We start from the raw sequence: 19,680 nt of genomic DNA on the forward strand, positions 1-19,680 counted from the left end.
GGCGCGCATCTTACTTGATCGATTCGGGCGCTGCTTGCAACTGCGCCTCGACCTCGGCGCAACGCGGGCACAGGCACGAGGCGTCGCGCAGTTGCGCCGGCAGCGCCTGGAGCACGGCCGGGTCGATGCTGACGCCGTAGCACCAGCAGGCGCGGTCAGCGGTTCGCGGATCGGCCAGGGTGCAGTCGTTGGGGGCGCCGCAGGCGGGGCAGAGGTCAGGCTGGTTCATAGCTGGAGTGAGACATTTCCACACAGGTTCGGTTACGGCCACTTTGCTTGGCCCGATACATCGCATGATCCGCCCGTGACAGCAGGCTGTGCAAGGTGTCATCGGGCTGCAGGGTGGTGATACCGATGCTGACGGTCACATGCAAGGCCTGGCCGTTGTAGGCATAGCGCTGTTGTTCCACGTGCTGACGAATTTTCTCGGCAATCATCAGGCCAGTCCTGCCGTCGGTGTCCTTGAGCAGCACGATGAACTCTTCACCGCCCCAGCGGCAGACGATGTCGGAGTGCCGCAGGCAGCTCTTCAGATCCCGGGCAAAGCCAATCAATACCTGATCGCCGGCCAGGTGGCCATAGGTGTCGTTCAACACCTTGAACCGGTCGAGGTCCAGCAGCAAAGCGGTCAGCGGCCTGGGCTCGCGCCGGGCTTCTTGCATGGCCTGCGCGGCCAGCAGGTCGAAGCCGCGACGGTTGGGCAGTTCGGTCAGGCTGTCGAGGATGGCCTGGGCCTGGATCTTGTCCTGATAGCGTTTGATCACCTGGTTGAGCAGGGCCAGCACGATCAAGGTCACCAGCAGGCAAATCAGCAGGTTGAGGTACAGCGACTGGCGGATGTCACCGAGGGCGCTGTCTTCGCGTTTGTCGACGAACAGGTACCAGTTCAGCTCCGGGATAAACCGCACATTGAGGAAGTGTCCCTGGCCCTGCACGGAGTATTCATAGCTGCCGCTGTGGGGTTTGGGCAGCCGGCTGACCAGGTCTTTCATGCTGTCGAGTTCGTCGAGCTTCTGCCCGATATGCGCACCCTGCGGACCCCCTTCGGCACCGGTGAGCACCAGGCGCCCGAAGTTGTCGACGAAATACACACTGCGTTGATAACGCTGCTGGTACTTGTCGATCAGCTTGATCACGGCGTCAACGGTCAGGCCCACCCCGGCCGCGCCGATGAATCGGCTGTTGTAGTCGTAGACCTTGTAGTTGATGAAGAAGGTCAGGTTGTCCTTGTTGGCGAGGTCCGGGTCGACGTTGATCTCGTACGGATCCTTCATGTCCCGCACACGGAAGTACCAGGCGTCGCGGGGCTCGGTGGCCTTGACCTGCTTGAGCACACCCTTGGCGTGGTAGTAGGTCAGGCTGGTGTTGGAGACGAAGAATGCGGTGTAGGCGCCGTAGTGGGTCATGACCTCGTTGAGGTAACGGGTCATCTGGTCGGAGTCCTTTTCGCCGTTGACCACCCAGTCGCGCATGAAGGTGTCGCGGGCCATCATCGAGGAAATCAGGATCGGCCTGACGAGGTCTTTCTGGATTTCCGAGTAGACCGTGTCCGACGTCAGCGGCAGTTCGGTGTTGACGATGTTGTCGCGGATCGAGGCCCGGGAGGCGTAGTAACTGAGAAAGGAGGTGGCGAGGAAACCAGCGCCCAGCAACGCGACCAGCGTGAGCACCAACGAACGTTGAGAGTACAGCGGCGAGCGAAGCGACATGGTAGTTCCATTGGCAGTCATCCGATGGTTGCATTCTAATGGCACTGCGGGGAAATAACTGCTTCATGTGCGCCGCGAATGGTCGTTCCAATGTTCCACGGAGGTTGCAGGTGCTCCTTGTGGGAGCGAGCTTGCTCGCGATGGCGGTGTGTCAGTCACATCAATCGTGAATGTGCTGACGCTATCGCGAGCAAGCTCGCTCCCACAGGGTTGAGTGTGTTTAAGCCAGTGATTTCAGATACATCCGCCACCCGCCCAAATGGCTGATGTTCACCGCGCCCTCCAGCCCATAGGCCTCGCAGATAAACCCGCTCTCCCAGCGACCGTCCGCCAGTTGCACCTTGCCCAACCCCAGTGGCGCCGGAATTCCGGTCAGGAACGAACCCAACTCGCTGCTCGGCAACTCCCAGACTTCCACCGCAATCGCCACGCCGCCATCCTTCACGCGGACCATGCCCGGACGAAACGGCGGGCCACCGGCCAGGGCATGGAGTTGATAATCCGGTGAGCTGAATGTCGTTTCCACCAGGCGGGCACCGCGCTGCTTGAGCTGCCAGTTCAACGCCAACCCGTCCAGGTGCGCACCGCAGACCACCAGGCGCGCCCGATCGTGGCGGGCAACCGTCGCCGGTGCAGGCGCGGCCAGGCCTTGCTGACGCTGCAAGGCATCCGCCACGCTCAACAGGTACTGATCGGTAAAGGCGCGGCCAAACAGCGTCACGCCCCACGGCATGCCGTTGTCCATGAACGCGCTGGGCACGGCGACGGCGGCGTAGTCGAGCAGGTTCATGAAATTGGTGTAGTAGCCCAGTTCCGAATTGCGCAGCACCGGTTCGGCCTCGAGCTCCGCCAGCGTCACCGGGCGGCCGATGGTCGGCGTGACGACGCAATCCAGGCCTTCCAGCGCTGTGTCGCACAGGGCTTTGAGCGCTTGCAGCCGGTATTGGGCGCGGAAAGTTTGCACACCATCGACGGCGGGTGCCTTGGCCAACACGGCGCGAATCACCGGCAACACGGCCTCCGGGTTTTGCGCCATCAACTCCCCGGCCACGCTGTAGCGCTCGGCCACCCACGGGCCTTCATAGAGCAAGCGCGCGGCCTCCAGAAATGGCGACAGGTCCAGTTCCACCGCTTCGCCGCCGAGGGCCTTGAGGCGGTCGATGGCATCACCGAACAACAGCGGGCCTTCAGGGCAACCGAAGAATTGCAGGTCCTGTGCACGGGGTACGCCGAAACGGAAGGGGCGTGGGGTACCGAATGCCGAGCCGTCGTTCCACAGCGGGTTGCTGCGGCTGTATTCGTCCCGTGGGTCGAGGCGTGCGGTGAGCGCCAGTAACTGACTGGCTTCCCGCGCCGTGGCGGTGAAGGTGGTGACGCAATCGAGCGTGCGACAGGCCGGAACCACGCCGGCTGTCGAGATCAGGCCCTTGGTGGCCTTCAGGCCGACCAGGTTGTTCAACGCCGCCGGCACACGCCCGGAGCCGGCGGTGTCGGTGCCCAGCGCAAAGCTCGCGACCCCGAGCGCCACCGCCAGTGACGATCCGGCGCTGGAGCCGCCCGACGGATACTCCGGCAATACGCTGTTGGGGCATGCGCCGTACGGTGAGCGGCTGCCGTTGAGCCCCGTGGCGAACTGGTCGAGGTTGGTCTTGCCCAGCGGAATCGCACCGAGGGCCAGCAGTTGTTCGACGATGGTCGCCGAACGCTCCGGCACATAGGCGAATGCCGGGCACGCCGCCGTGGTCGGAATGCCCGCCAGGTCGATGTTGTCCTTGATCGCGAACGGCACGCCATACAGCGGCAGGCTGTCGAGGTCGCGACCGTCGAGGGTGGCGAGATAAGGCTCCAGTTCATCGACACTGAGCAAGTGGATGAACAGGTGATAGTCCGGGTTCAGCGCGGCGGCTTTGTCCCGCAGTTGCAGCAGTAATTGCCGTGGCGTGGTGCGGCCTTCGCGATAAGCGCTGCGCAGGGCGTCGAGTTGCAGATTGATGTTCATGGAGTCAGTCCTTTTCAAAATAGGGTCAGTCGAGTTCCAGCACCACGACGCGCTGCCCGGCGCGTACCGCCGAACCCGGTTGCACGCGAATCTCGCGCACCACGCCGGCCATTGGCGCGAGCAGGGGGATTTCCATCTTCATCGACTCCAGGATCACCAGCACATCACCGGCCGCGACGCGGCTACCGGTCTCTACCTGGACCTGCCAGAGGTTGCCGGCGATGTGGCTGTCGACGCTCTGCTGGCCGTTTTCCAGCGGTGCATCTTCGGCGGCCTCCGGGGCCAGTTCTTCACTGTCGAAATGCGCCTGGCCACTGGCGATCCAGCGTTCGCGCTCGGCATTGAATGCGCCTTTTTGCTGATCGCGAAACGCGTCGATGGTCTCGGCTTCCCGGGCCAGGAACGCCTGGTATTGCGCCAGGTTCAACTGACTGTGTTCGATGTTCAGGTCGAAGCGCCCGAGGGGGAAATCCCGGCGGATGCGCAGCAATTCATCGGCGCTGACCGGGTAGAAACGGATCTGGTCGAAAAACCGCAGCAACCAGGGTTTGCCTTCGAACGCGGCGACTTCGCGGTAGCGGTTCCACATCTGCAACGTGCGCCCGACAAACTGATAGCCGCCGGGGCCTTCCATGCCGTAGACGCACATGTAGGCGCCACCGATGCCTACTGAGTTTTCCGCGGTCCAGGTGCGCGCCGGGTTGTACTTGGTGGTCACCAGGCGGTGGCGCGGGTCGAGCGGGGTGGCGACCGGTGCGCCGAGGTAGACGTCGCCCAGGCCCATCACCAGGTAACTGGCGTCGAACACCGTGCGCTGCACTTCATCGAGGTTCGGCAGGTCGTTGATGCGGCGGATGAACTCCAGGTTGCTCGGACACCACGGCGCGTCCTTGCGCACGGTGGTCATGTATTTCTCGATGGCCAACTGGCACGCCGGGTCGTCCCAGGAAAGAGGCAGATGCACGATGCGCGAGGGCACTTGCAGGTCTTTGGCGGCGCACACGGCGTCCCATTCCCCGGCGACGATGCCGAGCAGGTCGGACAGCGGCAGTTGCTCGGGCTGATAGTGGATTTGCAGCGAGCGGATGCCGGGGGTGAGGTCGATCACGCCGTGCAGGTCTTTGCTTTCCAGCGCCTGCATCAGGGCGTGGGCGCGGAAGCGCAGGACCAGGTCCAGTTCCGGGGCGCCGATTTCCAGCAGCAGGTGGGTGTCGCCGGAAAGGCGCGCCACCAACCGCGTGTCGTCCTGCCCAATATCCAATACAACAGGCGACACCAAACCCTGTGGGAGCGGCGGTGCGGCGATCCGACTTGCTCGCGAAAGCGGTGCTTCAGACACATCAATGTTGACTGACACGCCCTCTTCGCGAGCAAGCCCGCTCCCACATTGATCCCATTTCAAGGCCAGGGGGCGGGCGGTCTTGATGTCGACGGGGGAAAACTGCACCTTGTCCCCAGCCTTGAGCTGCCCCAACTGCCAGAGATCCGCCTCGATCACCGTCACTGGGCACACGAACCCGCCAAGGCTCGGGCCATCCGGGCCGAGGATCACTGGCATGTCCCCGGTAAAATCCACCGCACCGATCGCATACGGGTTGTCGTGGATGTTCGACGGATGCAAACCGGCCTCACCACCGTCGGTACGCACCCACTCAGGCTTCGGTCCGATCAGGCGAACGCCGGTGCGGCTGGAGTTGAAATGCACTTCCCACTGCGTGGCGAAGAAGGTGCCGATGTAGTTTTCAGTGAAGTATTCCGGCGCGCCGTGGGGGCCGTAGATCACGCGAATCTGCCGAACTGCCGGCAACTCGGTGACCTGTTCTTCAGCCAGTTGCCGGCCGGCACTGCGGTCATTGAGGGCCGGCAGGTGCAACACATCACCGGCTCGCAACGCGCGACCACCGTGGCCGCCAAACTGGCCGAGGGTGAAGGTGCTTTTGCTGCCCAGATAGTCCGGTACCTGCAGGCCGCCACGCAGGCACAGATAGCTGCGCGCACCTGCGCCTGCGATGGTGCCAAGGCTCAACGTCGCGCCCGCTGGAATCAGCAGTGCCGAGTTCATCGGTACGCTTTCGCCGTTCAAAGCCAACGGAATCACCGCCCCGGTCACCGCCACCACCGCCTCGCAATTGAAGCGCAGCAACGGCCCGCTCATGGTGATTTCCAGCGCCGCCGCGCCTTCGTCATTGCCCAGCAAACCGTTACCCAGACGCAGCGCCCGACTGTCCATCGGCCCCGATGGCGGCACGCCGACCGCCCAGTAACCGAGACGGCCGGGATAGTCCTGAACGCTGGTCTGGGTGCCGGCGCTGAGTACCTCGAACGTGTTGGCCTGATAGATCAGCCCTTCCAGGCAACGGGTCCACGGCTGGCCGCTGGCGAAAGGCGCATCGAGCAGAATCTGCCGCAGGTAATCGCGGTTGGTTTCCACGCCATACAGCTGACTGTCGCCGAGGGCTTGATGCAAATCGGCGCGGGCCTCTTCGCGAGTCGGCGCCCAACTGATGACCTTGGCGATCATCGGGTCGAAGTAGGGCGGGATCTCGCAGCCAGCCTCGACCCAGGTGTCGACGCGCAGTTCAATGCCATTGGCCGCGGGGAAATCCACGGCGGTGAGCAAGCCGGGGCTCGGTTGAAAATCGCGGCCCGGATCTTCGGCATACAACCGCGCCTGGATCGCATGGCCCACCGGCTTCAAACCTTGCATCAGTTCGCTCAGGGGCGGCAGATCACCGGCCGCCAGTTGCACCATCCAGCGCACCAGGTCGACCCCCCACACCTGTTCGGTGACACCGTGTTCCACCTGCAAACGGGTGTTCACTTCCAGGAAGTAAAAGCGCTGGGCCTCGCTGTCGAACACAAACTCCACGGTGCCGGCGCTGCGGTAATTCACCGCCTTGGCCAGTTTGATCGCAGCCGCGCACAACTCATCGGCCATGCCGTCGGGCAGGTTTGGTGCGGGGGTTTCTTCGAGGACTTTCTGGTTGCGTCGTTGCACCGAGCAATCACGCACGCCGAGGGCGATCACTTCACCTTGACCGTCGCCGAATACCTGCACTTCCAGGTGCCGGGCGCGCTGGATGTACTTCTCGATGAACACCCCGGCGTCGCTGAAATTGTTCTGACCCAGGCGTTTGACCGCTTCGAAGGATTCGCTCAACTCCGCCGCACTGCGGCATACGCGCATGCCGATGCCGCCACCGCCAGCGGTACTCTTGAGCATCACCGGGTAGCCGACCTGCTCACCGGCCAGCAGCGCGGTATCGATGCTATCGAGCAGTTCGGTGCCTTCGAGCATCGGCACGCCGTGTTGTCTGGCCAGGGCACGTGCGGTGTGCTTGAGGCCGAACACCCGCAGTTGTTCGGGTGTCGGGCCGATGAAGGCGATGTTGACGGCCTTGCAGGCTTCGGCGAACGCGGCGTTTTCCGAAAGAAAGCCGTAGCCGGGATGGATCGCGGTAGCGCCGGTGGACTTGGCGATGGCGAGGATCTTGTCGAGCGCCAGATAAGTGCCGGCGGCCGAGCCTTCACCGAGGCTGTGGGCTTCATCGGCTTGCAGGATGTGCAGGCTGGCGGCATCGGCTTCGGAGTACACGGCAACGCCCTGCACTTGCAGCTCGCGCAAGGTTCGCAGGATGCGGCAGGCAATGGCGCCACGGTTGGCAATCAGGACTTTTTCGAACATGGCATAACCCCCGGAGGCGATAGCGCATCAGCCTCGACTGGGATGCGGGCCGTCCCGCAGTTTTTCTTGATGCACCAGGGCCGTCCCCGGTGAAAAAACAGTTCACTTCGCAACACCGCCGAACCCCTGTGGGAGCGAGCTTGCTCGCGATGACGTCAGCACTTTCAACATTGATGGTGACTGACACACCGCTATCGCGAGCAAGCTCGCTCCCACAGGGTTATCAGTGTTCTTGCGGTTTTAGGCACTGACCGGAACGGGCCTGGCACAGGGCAAACAACCAACGGCGCAGTCTCGGGAGTTTCAGTTCCATACCAGCAGCTCCGCAGGGGTGGGGTTGTAGGCGTTGCAGGGGTTGTTCAGTTGCGGGCAGTTGGAGATCAGCACGATCACGTCCATTTCTGCCCGCAGGTCGACGTACTTGCCCGGTGCCGAGATGCCGTCCTCGAAGGTCAGGCCGCCGTCTGCGGTGACCGGTACGTTCATGAAGAAGTTGATGTTCGGCCCGATGTCGCCCTTGCCCAGGCGGCCATCATGAGCACAGGCGCGCAGGTAGTTGTCGCGGCAGCTGTGCATGTAGCGTTTTTCCAGGGCGTAGCGCACGGTGTTGCTCTCTTGCGCGCAGGCGCCGCCCAGGGTGTCGTGACGCCCGCAGGTGTCGGCGACGATGGTCAGCATCGGCTTGCCGAGGTTGGAATAGAGCACGCTGCCAGTGCTCAGGTACACGCTGTTCTGCCGACGCAGGGTGCGCTGCACGTCGTAGCGCTCCCTGGGATTGGCGACGCTGTAGAACAAGGTGTCGACAGCCTGGTTGCCCTCAAGGTCGAGGATGCGCAGGGTCTGGCCGGCCTTGACCTCCATCAGCCAGGGCTCGCCGGCGGGGATGGTGGCGCGGTAGACGGCGGTTTCAGGTGACTGTGGAGCGGTAGCGATAGCGAGTGACATGGCAGCGATCCTCAGGCAAACAAACGGTCGGTGTTGATGAAGCCGCGCTCGTTTTCGGGGCGCGAGGTGCGGCAGTGTTCGGCGACGCTGGCGTCGGCGTTCATCCAGCTGAGCTTCAGCGGTTTCGGTGCATATTCCGGCGCCGGGTCCATCGGGTGCTGCAGGGCTGTTAGCACCACCAGGGTGTCCATCGGCGCGTACAGCTCGATGTAGTCGCCAGCCTTGGAATTGCCCTCGACGAAATGGAAGCGCCCGGCGTCATCGACGTTCACGCGGCTGAACAGGTTGAGGGTCATCAGCAGGTCGGACAGGCCCAGCCCCCACTTGCCCAGTTCCACCAACAGGTTGTCGGTACCGTTGCGGAAGAAGCCGTTGCGCAGTTCCTGATAGCGGCCCGCGCCGTACTTTTGCGCCACTTCTTCTGCGCAGAGCAGGCCGCCGAGGCTGTCGCTCCAGCCGCAGGTGTCGGCGGTGATGGCGGCCAGCACGCGGCCCATGTCCGAGTACAGGCAGTGGCCGGCGGTGAGCTTGGCGGTGTGTTGGCATTTGAGGCTGTCGGGCAGGTTCAGCCGTTCGGTTTTTTCATTGGCGTTGAGCAACGTCAGGCTGACGTTGGCGCCGCCACGCAGGTCGGTCAGGCGCAGCAATTGGCCGCGTTTGAGCACAAAGGAGCGATGGCCGCCGCCGGGGAGCATTTCCTCGGCGAAGGGGGGGAACAGTCGGGTCGAATCTGTCATTTTCAGAATTCCTCTAAGCGATACGAAGCGTGCCCGCCAAAGGCGCCGGCAGGGCGTCGACGGCGGCACGGGTGGCGCGGCGGTCGCTGTTCAAAGGGATGTCATAGGTGATGCGCGCGCCATAGCGGCCGGGTGCATGGGGGTCGAGGCGGACCTTGTCGAACACCAGCAGGCGGGTGCCGAGGCTGAAGCCTTCGGACAGGTCATGGGTGACCATGAACACCGTCAGTCGGGTCTCGCGCCACAGCTCCAGGAGCAAGGCGTGCATGTCTTTGCGGATGCCCGGGTCGAGGGCGCCGAACGGTTCGTCGAGCAGCAACACCCGCGGCTTCATGATCAGCGCCTGGGCAATGGCCAGTCGTTGTTGCATGCCGCCGGAGAGCTGCGCCGGGTACTTGTCCAGCGAGTGGCCCAGGCCGACTTTGTGCAGCAGCACCGAAGCCTGTTCACGGGCCTGTTTTTTCGCGCTGCCGAACAGGCGACCAAGCAACGGCGAGCGCGGCAGTTCGAGGCCGAGGGCGACGTTGTCCAGCACGCTCAGATGGGGAAACACCGAGTAGCGCTGGAATACCACGCCACGGCTGGCGTCCGGCTCTGCGGCCAAGGGCTGGCCGTCGAGCAGGATCTCGCCGCGACTGGCGCGTTCCTGGCCGAGCAACAGGCGCAGGAAGGTCGATTTGCCGCAACCGGAGGCACCCACGAGGGTGCAGAACTCACCTTCGTTGACGTTCAGGTTGAGGCCTTCGAGCACCACTTGATCGGCGTATTGCTGCCAGACGTTTTTCACCGTGATGAAGCTCATTTTGCCGCTCCTTCATACCAAGGGAACGCGCGACGGGTCAGCTGCTTGAGCCCCCAATCCATCAACCAGGCGAGCAGGGTGATCCACACCACGTAGGGCAAAATCACGTCCATCGCCAGGTAGCGGCGCACCAGGAAAATCCGGTAGCCGAGGCCGTCAGTGGAGGCAATGGCTTCGGCGGCAATCAGGAACAGCCACGCCGAGCCGAGCATCAGTCGCAGCGAGATCAACAGGCGTGGCAGCAGTTGCGGCAACACCACTCGCAGCATCAGGGTCCAGGTAGAGGCGCCGAGGGTCTGGGCCTTGATCAGCAACTCCACGGGAATTTCCCGGGCGCGCTGTTCCAGGTCACGGGCCAGCGCCGGAGTAATGCCGATCACGATCAGCATCACTTTCGACAACTCACCCAGGCCGAAGACGATGAACAGGATCGGCAGGATTGCCAGCGGTGGCACCATCGACAGCACGGTCAGCAAGGGAGACAACGGCGCACCGAACAACGGCAGGGTGCCGGCGGCGATGCCCAGGCACAGCCCGGCCAGGGCGCTGATGCCCAGGCCGATGGCCAGACGCTGCAAGCTGGACGCCGTGTCCTGCCAGAGCAGGTATTCGCCGGTGCGGCTGTCGGCCACGAAGGCCAGGCGTTTCACCGCATCGGTCATCTGCACGGCGCTGGGCAGCAGCTTGTCGTTGGGGTTTTCCGCCAGTCGCTCGGCCGAGCCCGTGAAGTAGGCGAACAGCACCAGGGCGAACGGCAGGATCACCAGCAGCAGGCGACTCGGGCGGTCCGGGTGACGGTTGATCAGGCGCATAACCAGTTCTCCTGATTACAGCTTGGCGTCGGCGGCCATCTGTACGTAACTCGGGTCGAAGCGCAGCTTGAGGTTGCCCTTGTCGCCGCTGGTCACGCCGTTGGCGAAGGCCATGCCGACCGCGCTGGTGTCCTTGGCGCCTTCACCCAGCAAGCCATGCTGGAAGGAAAATTCGGCGACCTTGCGCATGGTTTCCGGCAGTTGCTTGCTGGTACTGAACGCCAAGGCTTCTTTCGGGGTGGCGAACAATCTGGTGGTGTCCAGTTGCGCCTGGAAACCCGCCAGGTCAGTGCCCGAGGCTTTGGCCATGTGCTCCAGGGCCGCTTTGCTGGCGGCGTTTTTCGCGTTCATCAACTCGACCACTTCGAACCAGGCGCCGGTCAGTGCCTTGCCGAGGGCCGGGTTGTCTTTGAGGGTCTGGGAGTTGACCACCATCATGTCCATGATCTCGCCGGGGATCTGGCTGGAGTTGAACACTTCGGTCACCGCAGGCTTGGCCTTGATGTCCGAGAGCATCGGGTTCCAGGTGGTGACGGCGTTGACCTGATCGGTGTTGAAGGCGGCCGAGATATCGGCGTCGGAGGTATTGACCACTTTCAGGTCTTTTTCGGTGAGGTCCACCGAATCCAGGGCCCGGGCCAGCAGGTAGTGGGAGACAGAGAGCTCCACCAGGTTGACGTCCATACCCTTGAGGTCGGCGACTTTCCTGCCTTCGCCCTTGAGCACGATGCCGTCGTTGCCGTTGGAGAAATCGCTGACGATCAGCGCGGTGCTGTCGACGCCGCCGGCGGCCGGAATGGTCAGCGCGTCCATGTTGGTCATGGTGCAACCGTCGAACTGCCCGGCGGTGTACTGGTTGATGGATTCGACGTAGTCGTTGAGCTGCACCACATCGATCTTGATGCCGTACTTCTTTGCCCATTTGTCGACGATGCCCTGGCTGCCGGCGTATTCCCAAGGCATCCAGCCGGCGTAGATCGTCCAGCACACGCTGAAGTGGTCTTTCTGTGCAGCCTGGGACGAGAAGCTCACGAGGGCGGCGAACGCAGCGGCGAGCAGGGCGGGTAAACGAAGCTGGGACATGGTGGTTCTCCAGTTGATCAAGGACGGACAGGAAGGCAGCGGCACCGCTAACGGTGGCTTGTCTCCCGGGCTTTTGTCCCGCCGTGTAACCTCAACTGGAGGTCGCCAACTCTCGGACCAGTCACTCGCGATTGCGAGCCGGAACCCTAGTCAGCCATTGCAAATTGTGGTGCCGCGAACCTGTAGTGACTCCTGCACGGCTTTACTAAAGCGAGAGGCGTGCCAAGTTGGCCCGAGCGCTCTAGCGTGGGGGGCAGGAAGGTCGACGGTGTTGGTTGGAAAGGCGCACTGCCTTGTGATGGTGCGTTGGTGCACCGCATTGGAACCTGTCCGCCGCTGATCAGAAGGAGGGTGCAACGTCGCACTTGGCAGGGGATTGCCAGTCAAAACAGGTGTCAGTCGATGTGTTTCGACTGCTGTTACAGGTCTTTACGGAGGCCGCCATGTTGCGACGATTATTGTTAGGTGCAGTGCTTGGTCTTGGATTGTCTGGCTGCTACTACTACGCCGGTCCTGCCGACCCCTACGGGGGACCTTATTACTACCCCGGCTACTACTCGCCCTATTACTACGGTTACTACGGTCCACGTTATTACGGTGGCTATCGCACCTATTACTACGGTGGGCATGGTTACTACCGTGGCCACGGCGGTGGGCATCATGGCGGTGGACATCGCGGTGGCCATCGTTGATCAGGGCGCGAATGGATGAAAAACCTTTCATCGGCCAGATGTTTCTACTTGTTTCGCGGACGCACCAGATTCCGAATTCGGTGTCTGATGTTTCGACAGTCAGCGAACATTTGACTGTCGCCTGCCAGCGTCGCTGGTGTGGCTTACCCGCGGTCCAGGAGGCCGCCATGCTCTGTCGAATTCTTCTGCTAGCTGTGTTTGGATTGTCCCTTGGTGGGTGCGTGCCTTATTACGATGAAGGAGGCAGTTACTACAGTTCCGAGGTCTATACCTCTCCATCGCCAACCTATTACGCCGGGGGGAGTTCCTACTACTCCAATGGTGGCGGTTATTACACACCGCCGCCCCGGTACTACGCGCCTCCAGCGCGCTACTACCAGCCGACACCGCGCTATTACTCACAGCCGCGGATCTATCAACCGTCGCGCTATTACTCGCAGCCGCGGATGTATCAACCCTCGCGCCATTACCAGTCGGCCCCTCGTTACAATCAGCCGTCTCGGGGTGACTACCGCATGCATCAGAACCATGGCTGGGACGGCCGTAGCCGCGGGAGCGGGAACAACGACTATCGCGGTCACGACGGTCGCGGCTATCGCAATGGGCGGGGTAACCACCGCTAATCATTAAACTGAATACAAAACCTGTGGGAGCGAGCAGGCTCGCTCCCACATTTTTATGCCCTGTCTTCAGTATTCCGACAAATCCGCCAGCGGATGTCGACCTTCCCACGCCTTGTGAAAGTGCGCTTCTACTACCGCGTCCGGCACGTTGTTGATGTCCGGCCAGTGCCAGTGCGGCTTCTGGTCCTTGTCGATCAACCGGGCTCGTACACCTTCGCTGAACTCCGGATGCCGGCAGCAGTTGAGGCTCAGGGTGTATTCCATCTGGAAGACTTCGGCCAGCGACAGGTGGCGGGCACGGATGATCTGCTCCCACACCAGATGAGCGGTCAGCGGCGCGCCTTCGCTCAGGGTCTTGGCTGCGCGGCTCAGCAACAGGTCGGTATGGTCACGCAAGGCGCTGATGGCCTTCCAGGCGCAACGCACGTCGCTGACATCCAGCAGTTCGTCGATCTGCTGTCGGCGCGGTAGCCACTGGGCTTCGGGCATCTGTGCCACGGCTTCCTGCTGCAAGGCCTTGAGCAGGCTGTTGAGCTGCATGGGTGTCTGTTCCTGCCAGTTCAATTGCAACAGGCCTTCGATCAATTGCGGCTGCTGCTCATCGAGCAAGAAACGATCGGCCAGGTCCAGGTCGATGGCATCGCGGCCGTTCATGTGCGCTCCGGTCAGGCCCAGGAACAACCCGAGCTTGCCGGGCAGGCGCGACAGAAACCAGCTGGCGCCAACATCCGGGTACAGGCCGATGCTGATCTCCGGCATGGCCAGGCGGCTGCTCGGTGTAACGATGCGGGTGCCTGCCCCTTGCAACAGTCCCATGCCGCCGCCGAGCACATAGCCATGGCCCCAGCAGATCAGTGGTTTCGGGTAGGTATGAAGTTTGAAGTCCAGGCGATATTCCGCCGCAAAGAACTGCGCAGCCAGTGGCGGTACTTCGCCCGGATGGACGCGACAGGCTTCCACCAGGCTGCGCACTTCGCCGCCGGCGCAAAAGGCCTTGGCGCCATTGCCGCGCAACAGCACGCAGACAATCTGCGGGTCCTTGGCCCAGGCTTCCAGGCGGTCGCGCAGGGCGTTGATCATTGGCAGGGACAGGGCGTTCAGGGATTTTTCGGCATCCAGGCTGGCGATGCCGATGCGTGCGCCGTCGGTGCCGGTGAGTTCTTCGAAGTGCAGATTCATCGTGACCTCGATCGGGAATTTGAGGGTTAAGTATGATCGCTGTGTGGGAAAGTGCCGGATCTGCATCAGATCAATTGACAAGCGTGATGCGCTTTCCTAGGGTTCGCCCCATTGTTTTTGCCGGATGTAACCATGACTGCTGATGACCGTATCAAACTCGAACCGGGCTGGAAGGAGGCACTGCGTGCCGAATTCGACCAGCCCTACATGGCAGAGTTGCGAAACTTCCTGCAACAGGAGCGGGCGGCCGGCAAGGAGATCTATCCACCGGGACCAATGATTTTCAATGCGCTGAATTCAACGCCACTGGACAAGGTCAAAGTGGTGATCCTCGGTCAGGACCCTTATCACGGCCCGGGCCAGGCCCATGGCCTGTGCTTCTCGGTGCAGCCGGGCGTACCGGCACCGCCGTCGCTGGTGAACATTTACAAAGAACTCAAGCGCGACCTGAACATCGACATCCCCAACCATGGTTACCTGCAGAGCTGGGCCGATCAGGGCGTGCTGATGCTCAACACCACCATGACCGTCGAGCGCGCCAACGCCAATGCGCACAAGGACAAGGGCTGGCAGTTTTTCACTGATCGAGTCATTGAAGTGGTCAGCCAACAGCAACCGCACCTGGTGTTCATGCTGTGGGGCGCCCATGCCCAGAGCAAACAGAAACTGATCGATGCCACCAAGCATCTGGTGCTGATCTCGGTGCACCCGTCACCGCTGTCGGCTTATCGCGGCTTCCTCGGTTGCGGGCACTTCAGCCGGACCAACAAGTTTCTGGAGCAGAATGGCGAGTCGCCGATCGAGTGGCGGTTGCCGCCGGTTTGATGGGAGTGTGCTGATTTTTGTGGCGAGGGAGCTTGCTCCCGCTGGGCTGCGAAGCAGCCCCAATTTCTGCAACCTGATTTCTTCTGACACACCGTGCATACAGGCTTTACGACTGCTGCGCAGCCGAGCGGGAGCAAGCTCCCTCGCCACAGGTCTATCAGGCTGAATCCGGATTCCGGTTCCAATACTTGAACAACGGCTCCGCCAGAAACAACACAAACAACAGCCGCATCACCTGCATCGCCGTCACCAGCGGTACCGACAGTTGCAGGGTTTCCGCCGTCAGGCTCATCTCGGCAATACCGCCGGGCATCATGCCCAAGGTCAGCGAACGCAGATCCAGATGGGTCAGCGCACTCAAGCCCAACGCCGCTGCCGTGGCGATCAACATGGTCAACACCGTGCCGACCAAAGTGCGCCCCATGAACGATGGCGCACGCCGGAAAAACTGCCGGTTGAAGTGACAGCCCAGACCGCTACCGATCAGCCATTGGCCAATCTGGCTGCCACCATTGGGCAAACCGATGTGCAGATCCCAGCCGATGCTGACTGCCGCGCTGACCAGCAAGGGCCCGAACAGCCAGGGGTTGGGTTGGCGCAAGCGCTCCCAGATCCAGGCGGCCAATGCGCCTGCCGGGAACAGCAAGGCCAGCCAGCGCCAGTCCACAACGGTGGCATGTAAAACCGGGGCACCATCGCCCAGTAAGTACTTGAAAGCTGCCGGCACGCACAGCACCACCACCAACACCCGCAAACTCTGCCCCGCCGCCACGCGGCTGAGCACCGCGCCATTGCGGGCGCCGAGGTTGACCATCTCCCCGGAACCGCCGGGCATGCTGGAAAAGAACGCCGTGGCGCGATCTTCACCGGTGCGGCGCATCAGCCACACGCCGACGACCGCCGACAGGCTGGTGACCAACGCACCGAAGAAGATCAGGCCGAAATGACTGAGTACCTGCTCCATCACCACTGGAGTGAAATGCAGGCCGATACCGATGCCGACGATCCACTGGCCGCACTTGCGGCCGCCAGGGATTTCGGCCAATTGCCAGGGTGTCAGGCAGCGCACGAGGATGATCGCCAGCAACGAGCCGACCATCCACGGCAAAGGCCAGCCGACCTGGCTGGCGAGGAAACCGCCCAGCAGGCCGACCAGCGGGGTTCCCCACCAGAGTTTGAGGGGGGACCGATCAGACATCGGCAATAACGCGTTGCGCGGCCGAACGTTTGCGCCAGATGCGGATGAGCGGCATCAGCAGCATGATCGCCGTCAGCACCCAGCAACCGAAGGTGATCGGGCTCGACCAGAGGATTTCCAGCGCACCGTTGGAAATCGACAGGGCGCGGCGCAGGTTCTGTTCCATCAGGCCGCCGAGGATGAAGCCCAGCAATACCGGTGACAGCGGGAAGTCCAGCTTGCGCAGGATATAACCGAAGATGCCGATGCCGATCATCAGGAACAGATCGAACGTTGTCGCGTGTACCGCGTAGACGCCAATCCCGGTAATGATCGCGATCACCGGCACCAGTGCCCAGTTCGGCACGGCGAGGATGCGGGTGAAGATGCGGATCATCGGGATGTTGAGGATCACCAGCATCACGTTGGCGATGAACAACGAAGCGATCAGGCCCCAGACGATGTCCGGCTGCTGTTGGAACAGCAGCGGGCCCGGAGTGATGTTGTACAGCGACAGGGCGCCGATCATCACCGCCGTGGTGCCGGAACCTGGAACGCCGAGGGTCAGCATCGGCACCAGCGCACCGCAGGCCGCGCCACCGATGGCGGTTTCCGGCGCCGCGAGGCCGCGCATGTCACCTTGCCCGAAAGTACCCTTGGCACCCGCCATGCGTTTCTCGGTCATGTAGGCGACGGCACTGGCCAGGGTCGCACCGGCACCCGGCAACACGCCCATGATGAAACCCAGTACGCCGCAACGGATGTTCACCACGAACACCGACGCCGCTTCCTTGAAGTTGAACATCATGCGCCCGGTGGCTTTCACCGCTTCCTGGCCGTGGTGGGTTTTTTCCAGCAGCAGAAGAATTTCGCTGATGGAGAACAGGCCCAGCACCAGCACGACGAACTGGATGCCGTCGGTCAGGTGGATGTTGTCCCCGGTGAAACGGTACACACCGCTGTTGGCGTCGATGCCGACGGTCGACAGGAACAGGCCGATCAGTGCCGCGATGAACGTCTTCAGCGGACGGTCGCCGGCCATGCCGCCGAGGCAGACAATCGCGAACACCATCAGTACGAAGTATTCCGCGGGGCCGAAGGCAATCGCCCATTTCGCCAGCAGCGGGGCGAACAGCACCATGCCGCAGGTCGCGATAAAGGCACCGATGAACGAGCTCCATGCCGACAACGACAGCGCTACACCGGCCAGGCCTTTACGGGCCATCGGGTAACCGTCGAGGGTGGTCATCACGGTGGACGCTTCGCCCGGGATGTTCAGCAGGATCGAGCTGATCCGGCCGCCGTATTCGCATCCCAGATATACCGCCGCCAGCAGGATCAGTGCCGACTCCGGTGGCAGGCCGAGGGCGAATGCGATCGGGATCAACAGTGCCACGCCGTTGATCGGCCCCAGGCCCGGCAACAGGCCGACCACGGTGCCGATCAGTGTGCCGCACAGCGCGGTCACCAGGTTGTACGGGCTCAGCGCGACGCCGAAACCCTGACCCAAATAGCCAAGAGTATCCATATCAGTTCTCCAGAACGTCGAGCACGCCCAGCGGCAGTGGAACGTCCATCAACTTGTCGAACAGCAGGTAGAGGCCGACGGCCATCAGGCTGATGATCACGATGCTTGGCACCCAGCGACCGCCATACAGACGGGCCATGGGCACGCCGATCAGGATGCTGGCGACGATGAAACCCAGGGGTTCGAATGTGCCGGCGAACACCAGCAACAGCACCACGCAGATGCCGATTTTGGTCAGGGTTTCGCGATCCAGCGGCGGCTCGTCAGCACTGTGCTTGATCGGCGCCGGACGGAACACCATGTACAACAGCGCCGAGCCCATCAGGCCAAGCATCAACAGCGGAAAGGCCCGAGGCCCCACCGGTTCGTAGGAAAAAGCCGCTTGATACGGCCACGCCATCAATGCCAGGCCGAGACAGGCCAGCAACAGCACCGAAGCAAAAATGCGTTGTAAGAGCATGGGAGAACTCCTGTGCCGCGACTCCGTGAAAGGGGAGCCGCAGCCGCTAGACAGAGACGATCACTGGATCAGGCCGAACTCTTTGGCCAGCACTTTGTAGTCCGCAACCTGCTTCTTCACGTAGGTGTCCAGTTCCGGGCCGGTCATGGCAAACGGGAAGAGCTCGCGCTGATCGCGCAACTTGGCGAAGTCTTCGGAAGCCAGCAGCTTGTCGAAGGCCGATTTCCACCAGGCATAGTCTTCGTCGCTGACTTTTGGTCCGAGGTAGAAGCCACGGACCACTGGCCAGACGATGTCGTAGCCTTGCTCGCGGGCGGTCGGAATGTCCTTCATTTCCGGCTCGTCCAGACGCTTGTCGGCGAACACTGCCAACAGGCGCATGTCGCCGCTCTGGATGTGTGGCATGGAGTCGGAAATGTCGGTGCTGCCGACCTGAATGTGACCGCCGAGCAGGGCGGTGGCGATTTCGCCGCCACCTTCGAGGGCGACGTAACGCAGGTCACGGGGGTTGATCCCGGCGGCCTTGGCGATCAGCGCGGTTTGCATCCAGTCCTGGCTGCCGACGGTGCCGCCGGAACCGATCACCACTTTGCTCGGATCTTTCTTCAGTGCCTGTACGAGGTCGTCGAGGGTCTTGTAGGGCGAATCGCTTTTCACTGCGATGGCACCGTAGCTGGTGCCGACGGCAGCGAGCCAGCGCACGTTGGTTTCATCGAAACGACCGAACTTGCCCTGGGCCAGGTTCAACAGCGAACCGCTGGACCAGGCCACCAGGGTGCCGGCATCGGCCGGACGCTGGGCGACCACCGCGTTGTACGCCACCGCGCCGACACCGCCGGGCATGTAGGTCACGCGCATCGGTTTGCTCAGCAGTTTTTCGTTGACCAGCGCGCTTTGCGCCAGTTTGCAGGTCAGGTCGAAACCACCGCCGGGCGAGGCCGGGGCGATGCATTCCGGGCGTTTTGGCTCGGCCATGAGTTGGCCGGCGAACAGCACACAGCTGGCGGCGAGGGCGAAACGGCGCATTGAACGATTCATTTTTGTCTCCACTGGAGTTTTTGTTTTTTGGGATGATTCAGGTGCGACGATTTCGCACGGCGCTGGCGCGTTCGAATCCGTACGGACTGAACGACGAGCAGCCGGCTTCGGCGCTGGCAAGCATAAACATCGGGGAGCGAGAGAAGGGGTGGGACGGGTAAGCCTGAAGCTGTATGGACAGCATGATGCAGTACCTCGGTTATTGTTCTTATTGGCGAAAACGCTTCGAGGCGTTTTTCGGTAGTTACATGTCAAAGCACGCTTTCAAACTACGATTCGATGGTTGGCAGTCGAAACCATCCGTGGGGCGACTCTAACGCCCCAACCTTTCGCTAACCTTTCATCGGGCTTTCACGGTTTTTTGGGCTTCACAGCGGCAATTGCGG

At 62.2% G+C, this 19,680-nt stretch carries 17 protein-coding genes and 1 riboswitch; of the genes, 3 read left to right on the top strand and 14 right to left on the bottom strand.

Going from position 1 to position 19,680, the window contains the following annotated elements; genetic code table 11:
- Positions 1-10: 10 nt before the first annotated feature.
- The 9 genes from ASD95_RS20335 to ASD95_RS20375 all read right to left on the bottom strand — a co-directional run bounded on the left by ASD95_RS20335 (position 11) and on the right by ASD95_RS20375 (position 11,772).
- A complete protein-coding gene (locus ASD95_RS20335; RefSeq protein ID WP_056720708.1) occupies positions 11-229 on the bottom strand; it encodes a cysteine-rich CWC family protein in 219 nt (72 codons plus the stop codon).
- Positions 216-1,709: a sensor domain-containing diguanylate cyclase gene (locus tag ASD95_RS20340; RefSeq protein WP_056720706.1), complete on the bottom strand. Its 1,494-nt coding sequence runs from the start codon at positions 1,707-1,709 to the stop codon at positions 216-218. Before ASD95_RS20340 ends, ASD95_RS20335 begins: the two co-directional genes overlap by 14 nt.
- 220 nt (positions 1,710-1,929) lie before the next feature.
- Positions 1,930-3,708, bottom strand: a complete 1,779-nt coding sequence (gene atzF / locus ASD95_RS20345; protein WP_056720704.1) for an allophanate hydrolase — start codon at positions 3,706-3,708, stop codon at positions 1,930-1,932.
- A gap of 25 nt (positions 3,709-3,733) precedes the next feature.
- On the bottom strand, positions 3,734-7,393 hold the full coding sequence (uca, locus tag ASD95_RS20350; protein ID WP_056720702.1) for an urea carboxylase: 3,660 nt from the start codon (positions 7,391-7,393) through the stop codon (positions 3,734-3,736).
- 303 nt (positions 7,394-7,696) lie between these two features.
- On the bottom strand, positions 7,697-8,338 hold the full coding sequence (locus ASD95_RS20355) for an urea amidolyase associated protein UAAP2 (protein WP_056720700.1): 642 nt from the start codon (positions 8,336-8,338) through the stop codon (positions 7,697-7,699).
- A gap of 11 nt (positions 8,339-8,349) precedes the next feature.
- Entirely contained in the window at positions 8,350-9,075 is a 726-nt protein-coding gene (locus ASD95_RS20360; RefSeq protein ID WP_056720698.1) for an urea amidolyase associated protein UAAP1, read from the bottom strand.
- Between the two features lie 13 nt (positions 9,076-9,088).
- Positions 9,089-9,877, bottom strand: a complete 789-nt coding sequence (locus ASD95_RS20365; RefSeq protein ID WP_056720696.1) for an ABC transporter ATP-binding protein — start codon at positions 9,875-9,877, stop codon at positions 9,089-9,091.
- The gene (locus ASD95_RS20370) at positions 9,874-10,689 is read right to left on the bottom strand and encodes an ABC transporter permease (protein WP_056720695.1); all 816 of its coding nucleotides are present in this window, start codon (positions 10,687-10,689) and stop codon (positions 9,874-9,876) included. The genes ASD95_RS20365 and ASD95_RS20370 overlap by 4 nt, the downstream gene beginning before the upstream one ends.
- A 15-nt stretch (positions 10,690-10,704) precedes the next feature.
- Positions 10,705-11,772 (bottom strand): putative urea ABC transporter substrate-binding protein, encoded by a 1,068-nt coding sequence (locus ASD95_RS20375; RefSeq protein ID WP_056720693.1) that lies wholly within the window; start codon positions 11,770-11,772, stop codon positions 10,705-10,707.
- Between the two features lie 60 nt (positions 11,773-11,832).
- Positions 11,833-11,933, bottom strand: a riboswitch (guanidine-I (ykkC/yxkD leader).
- A 282-nt stretch (positions 11,934-12,215) separates the two neighbouring features.
- On the opposite strand from ASD95_RS20375, the gene ASD95_RS20380 reads away from it, so the two are divergent.
- On the top strand, positions 12,216-12,464 hold the full coding sequence (locus ASD95_RS20380) for a hypothetical protein (RefSeq protein WP_082562876.1): 249 nt from the start codon (positions 12,216-12,218) through the stop codon (positions 12,462-12,464).
- Positions 12,465-12,631: 167 nt separating this feature from the next.
- Positions 12,632-13,087 (top strand): hypothetical protein, encoded by a 456-nt coding sequence (locus ASD95_RS28835; protein ID WP_082562875.1) that lies wholly within the window; start codon positions 12,632-12,634, stop codon positions 13,085-13,087.
- A gap of 66 nt (positions 13,088-13,153) precedes the next feature.
- Here the strand turns inward: ASD95_RS28835 and ASD95_RS20385 are convergent, their stop codons facing one another.
- Positions 13,154-14,266, bottom strand: a complete 1,113-nt coding sequence (locus ASD95_RS20385; RefSeq protein ID WP_056720689.1) for an enoyl-CoA hydratase/isomerase family protein — start codon at positions 14,264-14,266, stop codon at positions 13,154-13,156.
- A 132-nt stretch (positions 14,267-14,398) separates the two neighbouring features.
- On the opposite strand from ASD95_RS20385, the gene ung reads away from it, so the two are divergent.
- Entirely contained in the window at positions 14,399-15,091 is a 693-nt protein-coding gene (gene ung / locus ASD95_RS20390) for a uracil-DNA glycosylase (RefSeq protein ID WP_056720687.1), read from the top strand.
- 157 nt (positions 15,092-15,248) lie between these two features.
- Here the strand turns inward: ung and ASD95_RS20395 are convergent, their stop codons facing one another.
- Genes ASD95_RS20395 through ASD95_RS20410 form a run of 4 tightly spaced genes read right to left on the bottom strand, consistent with a single transcriptional unit; the run spans position 15,249 to position 19,294 of the window.
- Positions 15,249-16,289 (bottom strand): AbrB family transcriptional regulator, encoded by a 1,041-nt coding sequence (locus tag ASD95_RS20395; RefSeq protein ID WP_056720686.1) that lies wholly within the window; start codon positions 16,287-16,289, stop codon positions 15,249-15,251.
- A complete protein-coding gene (locus tag ASD95_RS20400; RefSeq protein ID WP_056720684.1) occupies positions 16,282-17,796 on the bottom strand; it encodes a tripartite tricarboxylate transporter permease in 1,515 nt (504 codons plus the stop codon). The genes ASD95_RS20395 and ASD95_RS20400 overlap by 8 nt, the downstream gene beginning before the upstream one ends.
- A 1-nt stretch (position 17,797) precedes the next feature.
- Positions 17,798-18,256 (bottom strand): tripartite tricarboxylate transporter TctB family protein, encoded by a 459-nt coding sequence (locus ASD95_RS20405; protein ID WP_007979809.1) that lies wholly within the window; start codon positions 18,254-18,256, stop codon positions 17,798-17,800.
- Positions 18,257-18,316: 60 nt separating this feature from the next.
- Positions 18,317-19,294: a Bug family tripartite tricarboxylate transporter substrate binding protein gene (locus ASD95_RS20410; RefSeq protein ID WP_056720680.1), complete on the bottom strand. Its 978-nt coding sequence runs from the start codon at positions 19,292-19,294 to the stop codon at positions 18,317-18,319.
- Positions 19,295-19,680 lie beyond the last annotated feature (386 nt).

This window comes from Pseudomonas sp. Root71 (assembly GCF_001429045.1).
Taxonomy (GTDB): Bacteria; Pseudomonadota; Gammaproteobacteria; order Pseudomonadales; family Pseudomonadaceae; genus Aquipseudomonas; species Aquipseudomonas monachiensis.

Excerpts from the sequence above, each read along its gene's own strand:
- ASD95_RS20360 (WP_056720698.1), bottom strand. The coding sequence starts at position 9,075 with ATGACAGATTCGACCCGACTGTTCCCCCCCTTCGCCGAGGAAATGCTC.
- ASD95_RS20400 (WP_056720684.1), bottom strand. The coding sequence starts at position 17,796 with ATGGATACTCTTGGCTATTTGGGTCAGGGTTTCGGCGTCGCGCTGAGC.
- ASD95_RS20410 (WP_056720680.1), bottom strand. The coding sequence starts at position 19,294 with ATGAATCGTTCAATGCGCCGTTTCGCCCTCGCCGCCAGCTGTGTGCTG.
- ASD95_RS20380 (WP_082562876.1), top strand. The coding sequence starts at position 12,216 with ATGTTGCGACGATTATTGTTAGGTGCAGTGCTTGGTCTTGGATTGTCT.
- ASD95_RS20335 (WP_056720708.1), bottom strand. The coding sequence starts at position 229 with ATGAACCAGCCTGACCTCTGCCCCGCCTGCGGCGCCCCCAACGACTGC.
- ASD95_RS20405 (WP_007979809.1), bottom strand. The coding sequence starts at position 18,256 with ATGCTCTTACAACGCATTTTTGCTTCGGTGCTGTTGCTGGCCTGTCTC.
- ASD95_RS20395 (WP_056720686.1), bottom strand. The coding sequence starts at position 16,289 with ATGTCTGATCGGTCCCCCCTCAAACTCTGGTGGGGAACCCCGCTGGTC.
- ASD95_RS20370 (WP_056720695.1), bottom strand. The coding sequence starts at position 10,689 with ATGCGCCTGATCAACCGTCACCCGGACCGCCCGAGTCGCCTGCTGCTG.
- ASD95_RS20385 (WP_056720689.1), bottom strand. The coding sequence starts at position 14,266 with ATGAATCTGCACTTCGAAGAACTCACCGGCACCGACGGCGCACGCATC.
- atzF (WP_056720704.1), bottom strand. The coding sequence starts at position 3,708 with ATGAACATCAATCTGCAACTCGACGCCCTGCGCAGCGCTTATCGCGAA.
- ung (WP_056720687.1), top strand. The coding sequence starts at position 14,399 with ATGACTGCTGATGACCGTATCAAACTCGAACCGGGCTGGAAGGAGGCA.
- ASD95_RS20355 (WP_056720700.1), bottom strand. The coding sequence starts at position 8,338 with ATGTCACTCGCTATCGCTACCGCTCCACAGTCACCTGAAACCGCCGTC.
- uca (WP_056720702.1), bottom strand. The coding sequence starts at position 7,393 with ATGTTCGAAAAAGTCCTGATTGCCAACCGTGGCGCCATTGCCTGCCGC.
- ASD95_RS20365 (WP_056720696.1), bottom strand. The coding sequence starts at position 9,877 with ATGAGCTTCATCACGGTGAAAAACGTCTGGCAGCAATACGCCGATCAA.
- ASD95_RS28835 (WP_082562875.1), top strand. The coding sequence starts at position 12,632 with ATGCTCTGTCGAATTCTTCTGCTAGCTGTGTTTGGATTGTCCCTTGGT.
- ASD95_RS20375 (WP_056720693.1), bottom strand. The coding sequence starts at position 11,772 with ATGTCCCAGCTTCGTTTACCCGCCCTGCTCGCCGCTGCGTTCGCCGCC.
- ASD95_RS20340 (WP_056720706.1), bottom strand. The coding sequence starts at position 1,709 with ATGTCGCTTCGCTCGCCGCTGTACTCTCAACGTTCGTTGGTGCTCACG.